Raw genomic sequence first — 10983 nt, forward strand, 5'->3', positions numbered from 1 at the left:
ATCTGCGCGTCATCGCTCGATCCCGTCGTCGCGCTGCGCCGCTGACGTCGTGCGCGGCCGCGGCTCCAGTGGGTTCGGCAGCGGGGAGCGCAGTCGCGGCCCGGCGCCTCCGGTCGCCTGCTCGACCGATAGCGCGCCCGGGACGGGAGCCGGCCGCGCGGCTGCCGGCGCCGCCGAGCGTGCAGCGACGACGGCGAGCCGCTCGCGCACCGCCCACTCGGTCACCGCGGCGGCCTGGGCGTGGCGCATGGCCTGCTGCATCTGGAACAGCGCGTGCAGCGTGTTCGCGAGCTGCCGGACCATGTACGCCTGCGACGTGCGCGACTGGCCCCGGTCGGCCGCGACGAGCAGCACCCGGGACAGACCGAGGATCGCCGGCGTGGTGATCTGCTTGCTCGGTGCCGAACCGGCGCGCACCTGGGCGTAGCGGGCGAGCGCGTCGGAGGCGTCGGCGAGCGGCCCCGGCTCGGCCTCGGTGCGCAGCGACCAGGCCGCGAACGCACCCGAGGTCTCGCGGGCGACCTGGGTCCAGGTCGCCGTGTCGTCCGGCGCGACGCTGCGCAGGCGCTCGTTCAGTTCACCGATCTGCTCGGCGTACTGGTCCCACAGCCGAGGATCGGGCGCGTCGACCTCGATGCCCGGGCGCACCGGGCGCTGTCCTCGGCCTGCGGCGGTCCACTCAGCGACGGCGTCGCTGGCTGTCTGAGGGCTGTCGGGCCAGGTCGACCGCAGCCGCGGGAGCGTGAGGTCCTTCGCGAGGGTGCCGCCACCGAACCAGACGGGTCGCTCCCCCGCGTTCGGTCGCAGGGCGACGGAGTACCCGAGCACGACGTCGTCGCGTCCGGCTGCGTAGCGCGGCCTCGCGAGAAGCCCTTCGCGCCGCAGCCGGCGCACGAACTCCGCCTCGTCCCGGCTCGCGGTAGCGGAGGCTCGCACCCGCCGCGCGAGTGCGGCGCGCTGCGTGTCGCGCGCGCTGCGCGACTCGGCGCGGCCGAGCTCGGCCGGGCGCACGCCGCGGCTGCCGAGGCCGAGCTCCCGCGACTCGAGGACCTGCAGCCCGTACGCCTTCTCCAGGCGGCCCGAGATCTCCTGTGCCCGGCGGAAGTCGTTCCACGTCGTGGCCTTCGTCCCGTCCTCGCGAACCAGGTTCACCGCGATGTGGACGTGGTCGTTGCCGGCCTGGGACACGCCGTGGCGGATCGCGACCCACCGACAGGGCGCCTTCCCCGAGTCGTCGGTGAACCCCATCTGGCGCACGAAGTCCTCGGCGATCTGCGACCACGTGGAGTCGGGCAGCACGCCTTCCTCGGCGCGCAGCGACAGGGAGCAGTGCCACACGTGCGCGTCGCCGTAGCCGACCTTCACGCGCTGCTGACGTTCCTCGCTCCACTCGTACAGGGGGGCGTTGACCTCGGTCCCGAACACCCGGCTCGGGGCGTCCAGGTGCTTGGCGATCGCCAGGGCCGAAGCGCGGTCCAGCTGCTCGTCGGCGTGCCACGCCATGAGCGCAGGGTCACCGGCGACCACGTGCTGATCGCGGTGCTCGTTGTGCCGTCCGTCGCCGGCGAGATACACCAGCAGGCCGGGCATCCGCCCGCCGCGGGTGACGTTCGGCATCACTGGGCGACCACCTCGTCGACCGCGCGCTCGACGCGCGGGCCGAGCACCTCACGCACGTACCGCAGCGTCGCCTCGAGGTCCTCGTGCAGCTCGCCGGTCGCGTTCGTCGCCCGCGCCATCTGGTTGACGTTGTTCGCGACCGTGCCGAGCAGGCGGCTGATGCCGAACAGCTCGGCGGCAGCCTGCCGGCGCTCGGTGATCGTCAGAGGCGCGTCGTCAGCCGGCCCGGCGTGCGCCGCCAGCGTCGACTCCACCAGCAGCCGCGGAACGCTCACACCGTGCTGAGCGGCCAGGGTCCGAAGCCGCAGCTCCTCCTCCGGCGTGGACTTCACCACGAACCGTCCTCGCCGGCCGCCCTCGACGTTCTCCCGGCGCGCACGACCGAGCACGCGAGCACGCCCGACACTGCGGTGCTCCTGCTCGCTCATGCGTCCTCCCGGCCAGCGCAGCGACCCCGCACCCTGCGGGGACCACACGAAGTGTGCAGCCTCCGACCGCGACAGGTCGAGAGGCCAAGCCACTTAGGGCACCTAAGTGTATAGCTTGCTCCGTCTGGGGCTCCGCTGGGTGGGTGACGCGCGGCTGCGCGGCACGGCCAGCAGAGTGACGCGAAGCGTCGCCGCCACCGCGCCCTGACGGGCGCGGCTACGCTCGCCGACATGGCGAGCCTCAGCACCGACACCCAGACCTACCGCGACAAGCTGCGCGCCGCGATCGACGCGCGCATGACCCTCGTCGACGGCCTCGCGACCGCCGCCGCGAGCCGCAACGCCGCCCTCGTCGCGCTCGACGAGGCGGAGGCGTCCTACGCGCGCGAGTACCGCGCCGCGCTCAGCGCCGGGTGGACCGAGCGCGAGCTGCGCGACGCCGGCCTCGCCGCGCCGACGGCCGCGCGCGGCACCGGAACCCGCCGCGCCGGACGTTCGCGCGGTGCGAGCGCCACGCCGCTCGCACCGGCCGCCGTCCCGCAGGGCGGCACCGGTGAGGTGGGCGAGCCGCTCGCCTCCTGAGCCCCTCGCCCACCTGTGGACGGCCCGAGCTCCACCGCTTCGCGGCTCCGCCCGCCCACAGGTGGACGACGGGACCCAAAGTGCGCCCGCGCACAACCGCGACCGTCACCACAAGCTGAACGGTCACGCTCCGCAAGTCGCGGATGTGCACGGGCTTCCGGTCGCCGCACACGGCGACCAGTTCGGACCAGTCGGGGGACCGGAAGCCGAACAGCGAAAGGCAGCAGGAGGAACACCATGCCCATCAGCGACGAGGAGCGCGCGCAGCGCGCCGCCGACGCCGCCCGCATCCGCCACTCCAGCGAGATGGAGCGCGGCGGCACGGACCCCGCGGTCCGCGCCCTGCAGGACCGCTACGTCGCCGGCGAGATCACCGCCGACGAGCTCGCCGCGCTCACCCGCGACCTGGTCGTGCGGCAGGCCCACGAGTGACTCACCCGTGGCAGACCGGCGACGAGCGCGAGCGGTGGCACGGCTACCTCATGCCCGACGGCCGGACGCTGCGCAACCTCGTCGGTGCACGCACGCCGGCCGAGCTGCGCTACATCGAAGACGCCCTCGTCGAAGCCCGCGCACTCGGGATGCGCGAGCACGCGCTGCCGGCCACCTACGACCTCGACGGCCTGCGCTCGATCCACCGCCACTTGTTCCTGGACATCTACGCCTGGGCCGGTGACGTCCGCACCGTCGAGATCCGCAAGGGCGATGCGTTCTTCGCACGCGTGGACCGCATCGCGCCCGCGATGCGCGACGTGGCCGACTTCCTCGCCGCCACCGACCACCTGCGCGACGTCGCGCCGGCCGATGTGCCCGCCACGCTCGCCGACGTCTACGCCGTCGTCAACCAGGCGCACCCGTTCCGGGAGGGCAACGGCCGCACCCAGCGCGAGTACCTGACGTCGCTCGCCCGCGAGTCCGGACACCACATCGACTGGCTCGCCGTCAGCGGCGACCAGAACGACTACGTCAGCCACGCCGCCCGCACCGGCGACCGCGCCCCGCTGCGCGAGCTGTTCGAACGGGTCGTGTCACGCGCCGGCTTGCGGGACTTCGACCCGCACGCCGCCGAGGCGCTACGCCTGGCGAACCTCAGTCGCTCGTCGGCCGCCGGGCGCGTGAGCGCGCCCGATCGCCGGCGCACCCGCGCGAACGGTCTGGCGCTCGACCTCGAGCGCTAGGAGCGGGCCCGGCGAGGTGTCACCACCCGGCGGATGCCTCGAACCCGCCGAGGACGCCGAAGTTCCCGCAGGTCCGGCAGAGCCAGGCTTCCGAGGCAGGACCCACGAACCCGGCGACCTCGTCCACCCGGGCGCGCTGGTCATCGCTGACGGCCTCGCGCAGCCCGTTGAGGTCGGTCCATGCGAGATCGGACCCCCCGCACTCATCGCACTTGCGCCGAGCGAGTCGCGAGAACGCACCTGGTGTCGCAACCGCGGCCGCCACGTCGTTGTCGTCGAGCCATCGAACCGAGGTCGCCCCCGGCGTGCCGGCCGTCGACGGCGTGCGTCCGGCCTGCTTCGCTTCCTTGCGTCGCCGCGCGTTCCGTCCCATGCTCACGCACGCTAGCAATCCCGCGACGCCCCGAGCGGGTCATTCAGCCGCGACTACGGGCCCAGCGGGTGCGACCCATCACCGCTCAACGGCAGGGTCGCTGCGCCGGCCCGGACGTGCGCGACTGACGTCCGCGATCGCTGCAGCGCGGGCGGCACTGGCATCGACCAGGGCGCCGCGCCGAGCGCCGCGTTCGAGCGCCACCTCGAGGTACGGCGCCTGCGTCGGGTCGACGACGCGGTACACCTCGAGCCGGCTCACCGCGGGGCACTGCTCTGCGAGGGTGCGGGCTACGCCCTCGCACACCGACGTGCCGGCCAGTTCGGGCGGGAACAGCGCGCGGGTGTACTCACTGGGGACCCACCGGCCGCCGAGTCCGGTGGCGCGCTCGTCGGCCAGGAACTCGCGGGTGACGTTGCGCCACCGCTGCTCGACGCGGGCCGCGGAGATCTCGTAGGTCGTTTCGACGTCGACGACGCGCACGCGGTAGCCGGCGGCCTCGAGGTCGGCGCCGAGCGAGAGCGCCGCGCGCTCGCTCGACAGGACGGTGTCGACCACGATGTTCAGCCCGTCGGCGATCGCCTCCGCGCGCAGCTGGCGCGCGAGAAGCGAGGACTCCTCGTGCACGAGGGACGCCAGCTCGAGTGGCGCGAACCGTTCGCCGTCGGCCTCGAGCTCACGGACGCGGTCCGGGACGAGGAAGTTCCGGTACGACCCATCCTCGAGCGCGGTTCGCAGCAGCGCGTGCTTGAACTCATCGGCGTCGACGACTAGCCACTCCCCCGCCCGGTCACCCAGGATCGCCCGCTGCACGGTGGACTTGCCCGCCCCTGGCGGGCCGGCCAGGACGATGGCCTGCTTGTCGGCCAGCACGTCGGCGAAGCGTTCGCGGTGCGCGTCGACGAGGCGGTCGTGCAGCTCGCCGCGAGCACCGCGCGGCTGGTTCGGCGTCCGGAACCAGGCCGGGTTGTTCACCGTGGCGTTCGGCCCGTCAGCGGCCAGAGGACCGCCGGGGCGTGACAGCTCGCGGACCAGGTCGCGGTGCCGGCTGACGGCGAGGTCGTCGGGCCGGCTCAACGCTCCAGCTCGTCCTGACGGGCCAGCACCGCGTCATAGGTCGCGGTGTCGAGCAGCCCGTCACGGCGCGCACGCACGACGTCCTCGAACGTGCCCGGCTCGTACGTCAGCCAGTCGATGCCGTCGCCGGCGTCGCGCGGCGTGTAGGGCCACCGGGCGAGTTCGTCGACGAGCACCTCGCGCGAGATCTCCCCCGCGGCGTACCGCTCGGCGATCTCGTACGGACTCCCCCCGTGGAACCCCTCGGGGACTGGCGGCGTCGAGGACGCCGCGCTCATCGACTTGCTGATGGCCGGCTGCGTGACACGCAGCTCGCGGGCGATCTCCGTCTGCGAGACGCCGAGCACGCGCGCCTCGTTCAGGCTGCGCAGGTAGTCCAACTGCGCCAGGTGCGCGCGCAGTCGCGACCGCCGTGCGCGGTCGACCACCTCACGGTGCGGAACCATCGTGCTCACGCCGACCACCTCCTTCTATAACCAAGGTTATACCCGCTGTGGCCGTCGGTCACAGCGGTTCGCCCCCTGCCCTCAGAGGGCGAGGACGGCCGCCGCACATCTACCTCCTGCGACTGCCAGGCCGGCTGCCCCCGGCACGGTCCGTCGCGATCGCCGACGGACGGCGGTCAGAACAGGAGGAACGATGAGCACCCACGGCAACACCGTCCCGGACTGCCCCGAGCATGCGGCGACGATGGTCTACGACGTCGACTGCTGGCGCTGCCCCGTGTGCAATCGCGCCGTCGCGCGGCGATGACTATGCCGGGCCGCCGCGTGTCCTGCGCCAAGCACGCGGCACACGCGGCGGCCAGCGAGCGGTGCCGGGTCAGCGCAGGCGCCCGTGGGCGGTGCGCGGGTCGCGGCGCCCGCGGGGGTGCGGGCGCACCCGCTGCGCCGGCGCAGCCGGCGCCGGCGGCGTGGAGGCATCGCGGTGGGGGGTCCCGGGCCGGTGCCCGACGGAGCTCCGCGCGCGCTTGGATGTGGTGTTCATGCGTCCTCCTGCTGCTGGTTCGCGGGGTTGTGGTCGGTGACGTTCCGCCAGGGGGCGGTCGCGGTTCGGCGGCCGCCGGCCATGTCGACGGTGACCGTGGCGCGGTTGGCGCGCACGGCGCGGTACCAGTGCCCGGAGATCTGCACCTGGTCGCCGGGGCGCACGTTGTGCGGCCCGTAGTCGACGGCGAGGCCGTCGGCGATCTGGGCGGCACGGGTGGCCGTCCAGTGCTCGAGCTCCTGCTCGAGGAGGGCGATCTGCTCCTGCAGGAGGCTGCGCGTGCGGGCGTCGACCGTGCCGGGCTCGCCCGCCTCGAGGCGGGCCAGGGCTCGCAGCTTCTGCCGCAGCTCGGCGTCGAGACGGTCGATGCGGGCAGCGACCGGACGCGGGGCGTACCGCGCGGCGACGGACTGCGTCGCGGCCTGCGCCTGCCGTTCGAGCTCGCGGGCGCGGTCGTCCGCCGCGATCCTCTTCCCGGTCGCCCGGTGGGCCCGGTCCATCGACCGCCGGTGCCGGTTCTCGGAGTGGTGCCCGATCTTGATGGGCTCGCCGGCGGGCGGGAGCGCGCGCACCGCGGCCTCCTCGGCGCCGGCGGCCGCGTCCGCTCGTGCCTTGGCCGTGACCGCGCGTCGCTTGAGCGCGGCTGCGCGTGCCCGGCGCCGGGCGAGCAGGTCGACCTCGATGTCCGCGAAGTCCCGGGGCTGCTCGTCGACGTGCACCTCGACGTCGTGGCCGGCGCGCTGCAGCTGAGACCTGGTCGCCTCGATCAGGTCGTGGCGGGCATGCTGGTCCCGGGATCGGGGCACGTACCAGGTGCCCCGATCCCGCGACCAGCGCCAGCCGCACGCGGTGAGGATCCCCGCGGCGCCGTCGCCGGCAGCGGTTCCCTCCAGGACGGTGCCCTCGGCGCGGGTGTGGGTGATCGTCAGCGCGCTCATGCCGGCTGCCCCTGGCGGGCGTGGTCGACGATGGCCTGCTCCCAGCACTGCCCGCAGCCCGCGCCCCCGACGACCTTGCGGGTGTCGCGGTGCGTGCACGCCTGGCGCACCTCGCCGGCGAGCGGGTGGGCCCTGGTGAACCACGCCGGCCTGGCGGGCGTGCGGGCAGCCACGGCCCCGGATCCGGTGGTGGCGGTCTGGCGCGCGAGCTCGCTCGCGGCGCTCACGCTGAGGGTGCCGGCGGTGACCATCTTCTGGACTTCGGGCGGGGCCTCAAGCAGTCGCAGGCGTTCGCGCACCGTCGTCATCGAGCGGCCGGTGCGCCGCGCGACGTCGGCGAACGCCATGCCCTCGGACCGCAGGTCGGCCATGAGGCGGGCTTCCTCGAGCGGGCTGAGCCGCTCCCCCAGCCCGGCGGCGAGGATCAGCAACAGCCGATCGGCGCGTGTCGCTGTCTTGGCGGCCACGCAGGGCACGGCCTGCAAGCCGGCGCGCTCGGCGGCGGCGTAGCGGCGCCCTCCGTCGAGGATGAGCAGCCCGCCGCGCTGACGAGGGGTGACGATCAGCGGGTTCAGCACGCCGTACAGGCGGATGGAGGCGGTGAGCTCCTCGATCCCCCGCAGCCGGGAATCGGGGTTGTCGGGGTTCGGGTACAGGGCGTTCATCGGCACCAGGCGCGCGGTCATCGGGTCACCTCGAGCGCGCCGTTGCGGTGCAGGTCGCGGTGCCGCGCGGCGGCCTGCTGGACGTCGGTCTTGACGGTGTTGGAGTAGGTGCCGGTGCAGTGCTCGCACCACATCGCGTAGCGGTGTTCGTCGCCCGGGGTGGGCTCCACGCGCACGATGGGGCGGTCCACGATCCGCTCGAGGCGCGCCTTGGTCTCGTCGTCCAGTGCCTCCCAGAGCGCCAGGCGCGCGGCGTGCCACTCGGGCGCGTCGTGCCCGGACGGGCGCCGGCAACGCCGGCGGGTGGAGCCGCAGGTGGGGCAAGCCGGCCACGGGCCGGGCGCTGTGCTGGTGGTCATGGTCGTTCCCTTCATCGAGGTGCCGCGGCGAGGTTCGCCGCGCGCAGGCTGGTGAGCTGCTCGAGCAGCTCGTGGGTGGTGGCGGTGCTGTGCGGGTCGAGGAATCCCAGGTCGGGGACCACGCCCAGGACAGTGGCGGCGTGGCGCAGCAGCCCGGGGTCGGGCAGGCAGTCGCGCTCGGCTCGGTAGCTCGCGGCCGCGCTGCGGTACGGGTCGACGGGCTCGGGCTCGTTGCGCGCTCCCGATCGCTGGTCCCGGAGCCAGTTCTGGTGCGCCGTGTGTGCGGCGTCGACGTCGAGCGCGCGGTCCTGGATCCACGCCCAGACCGACGCGAGGCGCTGCGCGCCGTTCTCGGGGGCGCCCGGGCGGTTGAGGTCGTGGTCCCAGATCAGCGCTGCCAGGGCTGGCCGCAGGGCGCGTCCTCCGAACGGCCACCACGGCGCCGCGGTGCGCAGGGTCGCGGCGTCCTCGGCCGACCACAGGGCACGGTGGGCGAGCTCGTCGACGAGGTCGGCCTCGGAGACGGCCGGCTCGGTGCTCATGCCCGGCTCGCAGCCTGGCGCTGGAGGTGGGCGGTGATCTGGTCGGGCCGGTACCCCGACCAGTGGTCCCCGGTCTCGGTGACGACGACCGGCGCCTGCCGGTGACCCAGTGCCATCACGTAGGCCCGGGCGTCGTCGTCGGTCGTGAGGTCCACCACGGCGTAGGACACCCCGGCCTTGTCCAGTGCGCGGGTGGTCGCCCGGCACTGCACGCACCCCGGCTTGGAGTACACGGTCAGCGTCGCCGGCGGGGTGTGGGGGTTGGGGGTGGTGGTCATGTCGTCCTCCTGGTGTCTGCGGCGGGCACTGGTGCGGTGTTCGCTGTGCTCGGTAGGCCCGGCCATCGCTTCGTTAGCCGGAGGCCCATGTCGCAGAGCTGTGGGGGTCAAGGGCCTGACAGACCAGGGCTTGGACCTTGGTGCGGAGCACCGTCCCCGACCCCGTACGGCAGGTGATCGGCCCTTGACGCCCACGGCGGCGCGACAACGATCAGCCGGCTCGGATCGATGGACAGGCCCCGGTGAGACGCCACGTCGACCCGGCCGCGGACGGCCCCCGCGTGCGTCGCCGGGGTCCGGGGCCGGAGGCCCTGGGGTGGGGTGCGCCGCCCGCGGCGGCCGCGACCCCACCCCGGCCCGGGAGGTTCGGGTGGGAGCCCGTGCACGCCCGCGCCGGCTGCGCGGCGACCCGCCAACCTCGAGGTGAGGGGCGCGGGGGGTGTGCGGGCGGTCTGCTGGGTCCCGTCGTCCAGCCTGTGTGCGCCGCGAGCCGCGCAGCGGGGGCCAGCTCGCGGCGTGCCCAGGTGGGCGAGGGGCCCCTCACCGCTGCTGGCCACGGGCTGGGCGTTGCCGGGGTCCGGGGCCGGAGGCCCCGGTGCGGGTGGCCGGCGCTCGATGCGCCTGGTCGCCCGCGCGGCCGTCCGCCGGGGTCACGCCGCCCGCTCCTGCTTGGGAGCTCGCGCCCGCGCACCGCCCCGCCGGGCGGTGCGCGGGCGCCGTGGTCAGTCCTCGCCGGGCAGCATGATGGTGAGGACGGGCTCGCCGTGGTCGCCGGGGCCGACGTGCAGCACCAGGTCGGTGTACTGCGGCCGGCTGGCGCGGGGCCGGTTCGGCACCCGCAGCACCCGGAACGGCACGCGGTCGGAGCCGCCGGCCCGCGGGGCGTAGACCCGGGCCATGGTGAGCACGTCCCACAGGCGCCCGGCCTCGTCCTGGAGGGCGCCGTGCTCGGTGTTCCACTCGACGGCGTCGGCCCAGGCGGCGGCGGTGAGCGCGGCCGGGTGGCGGAACCCGGCCTCGGTCGCGTCGGTGGTGACGTCGTGCAGGACACCGTCCGCGATCGCCTGGGCGCGCGTGTAGACGTGGATCGGGGGCCCGAACAGGTCGGTCGGGTCACTCGCCGGCACTGGTCCGGTCGCGCTGGCGGCCGCGGCCCGCTGGGCGACCCATGCCGTGAGGGCTGACAGGTCGTCGGTGTCGAGCCGTTCGGCCGCGTCGCGGCCCTCGTCGTAGTCGCCCTGGTCGGTGTACCGGCAGACGGTCCACTCGGCGTCGGCGAGGCCGTCGGTCACGACGATCAGGCCGTCAGAGGCGGGGATCTCGATGGCGAGGTACGTCGGCGTGTGCTGCACGCCTACGGCGCTCAGCACCCGGGACGCCCGTGTCAGCGGGTCGACGTCGACCTCGGCCGGGCCGGGGGCGCCGGCCTGGTGCGGGGCGCTCACAGCGCGCGCCCGTCGATGACCTCGGTGCCGGGGTGGGCGGCGAGGAAGGCGGGGCCGCGCTGGTCCCAGTGGTCGGCGTTCATCACGAAGGAGCGGCCGGCGGGGACGGTGATGAGGACGGCGCTGGACACGTCGAGCACGGTGTCGGTGAACGGGCAGATGATCTGACGGGCGACGGCGGCCTGCAGCAGCATCCGGTTGCCCGCACGGACGATCTCGGGGCTGGGGCCGGTGAGGTCGTGGTCGTCGACCTGGGCGATGACGGAGACGTCGCCGCGGCCGTCGACGGTGGCGATGGTGTACCCGTCGCTGGTGGTGTTCTGCATGGTGGGGCTCCTGTCTGTTCGGTGGCCCTGGGCGGGCCGGTGAGCGCCCCTCTTTTGGGGCCTCACCGGTAGGCGCGAGGTATCGGGCCCGGCTAGGGGCCCCGGGCGGGGCCGGGAGCTGTGACGTAGCGCATGACCGAGCGCAGCGAGGGCGTGGGCTACGTCATGGCGGACGGCATCGGGTG

General features: G+C 74.5%; 15 protein-coding genes. 3 read left to right on the forward strand and 12 right to left on the reverse strand.

From position 1 onward, the window contains the following. Nucleotides 1-9 precede the first annotated feature (9 nt). Entirely contained in the window at nt 10-1617 is a 1608-nt protein-coding gene (locus HGA03_RS17185; RefSeq protein ID WP_210732625.1) for a relaxase/mobilization nuclease domain-containing protein, read from the reverse strand. Then, nucleotides 1617-2048 carry a MobC family plasmid mobilization relaxosome protein gene (locus tag HGA03_RS17190; protein ID WP_168631511.1) on the reverse strand — a complete coding sequence of 144 codons (432 nt, stop codon included), beginning with the start codon at nt 2046-2048 and terminating at the stop codon, nt 1617-1619. The genes HGA03_RS17185 and HGA03_RS17190 overlap by 1 nt, the downstream gene beginning before the upstream one ends. A 231-nt stretch (nt 2049-2279) precedes the next feature. On the opposite strand from HGA03_RS17190, the gene HGA03_RS17195 reads away from it, so the two are divergent. The 3 genes from HGA03_RS17195 (at nt 2280) to HGA03_RS17205 (ending at nt 3808) form a co-directional block, all read left to right on the forward strand. Continuing rightward, on the forward strand, nt 2280-2630 hold the full coding sequence (locus HGA03_RS17195) for a hypothetical protein (RefSeq protein ID WP_168631512.1): 351 nt from the start codon (nt 2280-2282) through the stop codon (nt 2628-2630). A 237-nt stretch (nt 2631-2867) separates the two neighbouring features. After that, the gene (locus HGA03_RS17200; RefSeq protein WP_168631513.1) at nt 2868-3062 is read left to right on the forward strand and encodes an antitoxin VbhA family protein; all 195 of its coding nucleotides are present in this window, start codon (nt 2868-2870) and stop codon (nt 3060-3062) included. After that, entirely contained in the window at nt 3059-3808 is a 750-nt protein-coding gene (locus tag HGA03_RS17205; RefSeq protein WP_168631514.1) for a Fic/DOC family protein, read from the forward strand. The genes HGA03_RS17200 and HGA03_RS17205 overlap by 4 nt, the downstream gene beginning before the upstream one ends. A 19-nt stretch (nt 3809-3827) precedes the next feature. Here the strand turns inward: HGA03_RS17205 and HGA03_RS17210 are convergent, their stop codons facing one another. The 10 genes from HGA03_RS17210 to HGA03_RS17255 form a co-directional block, all read right to left on the reverse strand. Beyond that, nucleotides 3828-4181, reverse strand: a complete 354-nt coding sequence (locus HGA03_RS17210; RefSeq protein WP_168631515.1) for a hypothetical protein — start codon at nt 4179-4181, stop codon at nt 3828-3830. A gap of 78 nt (nt 4182-4259) precedes the next feature. Continuing rightward, nucleotides 4260-5258 carry a zeta toxin family protein gene (locus tag HGA03_RS17215; protein WP_168631516.1) on the reverse strand — a complete coding sequence of 333 codons (999 nt, stop codon included), beginning with the start codon at nt 5256-5258 and terminating at the stop codon, nt 4260-4262. Further along, a complete protein-coding gene (locus HGA03_RS17220; protein WP_168631532.1) occupies nt 5255-5704 on the reverse strand; it encodes a hypothetical protein in 450 nt (149 codons plus the stop codon). Before HGA03_RS17220 ends, HGA03_RS17215 begins: the two co-directional genes overlap by 4 nt. Before the next feature lie 537 nt (nt 5705-6241). Continuing rightward, complete coding sequence (locus tag HGA03_RS17225) at nt 6242-7183, reverse strand: DUF3560 domain-containing protein (protein ID WP_168631517.1); 942 nt, start codon at nt 7181-7183, stop codon at nt 6242-6244. Beyond that, the gene (locus HGA03_RS17230) at nt 7180-7869 is read right to left on the reverse strand and encodes a ParB/RepB/Spo0J family partition protein (protein ID WP_168631518.1); all 690 of its coding nucleotides are present in this window, start codon (nt 7867-7869) and stop codon (nt 7180-7182) included. Before HGA03_RS17230 ends, HGA03_RS17225 begins: the two co-directional genes overlap by 4 nt. Further along, on the reverse strand, nt 7866-8207 hold the full coding sequence (locus HGA03_RS17235; RefSeq protein ID WP_168631519.1) for a hypothetical protein: 342 nt from the start codon (nt 8205-8207) through the stop codon (nt 7866-7868). The genes HGA03_RS17230 and HGA03_RS17235 overlap by 4 nt, the downstream gene beginning before the upstream one ends. Nucleotides 8208-8218: 11 nt before the next feature. Beyond that, nucleotides 8219-8749, reverse strand: coding sequence for a hypothetical protein (locus HGA03_RS17240; protein ID WP_168631520.1), 531 nt, complete (start codon nt 8747-8749; stop codon nt 8219-8221). Further along, a complete protein-coding gene (gene nrdH, locus HGA03_RS17245; protein ID WP_168631521.1) occupies nt 8746-9027 on the reverse strand; it encodes a glutaredoxin-like protein NrdH in 282 nt (93 codons plus the stop codon). The genes HGA03_RS17240 and nrdH overlap by 4 nt, the downstream gene beginning before the upstream one ends. A gap of 722 nt (nt 9028-9749) precedes the next feature. Continuing rightward, nucleotides 9750-10472, reverse strand: coding sequence for a DUF6573 family protein (locus HGA03_RS19170; RefSeq protein ID WP_239073688.1), 723 nt, complete (start codon nt 10470-10472; stop codon nt 9750-9752). Continuing rightward, nucleotides 10469-10798 carry a hypothetical protein gene (locus tag HGA03_RS17255; protein WP_168631522.1) on the reverse strand — a complete coding sequence of 110 codons (330 nt, stop codon included), beginning with the start codon at nt 10796-10798 and terminating at the stop codon, nt 10469-10471. Before HGA03_RS17255 ends, HGA03_RS19170 begins: the two co-directional genes overlap by 4 nt. Nucleotides 10799-10983: the final 185 nt, after the last annotated feature.

Source organism: Cellulomonas denverensis (assembly GCF_012396125.1).
GTDB classification, from domain to species: Bacteria; Actinomycetota; Actinomycetes; order Actinomycetales; family Cellulomonadaceae; genus Cellulomonas; species Cellulomonas denverensis.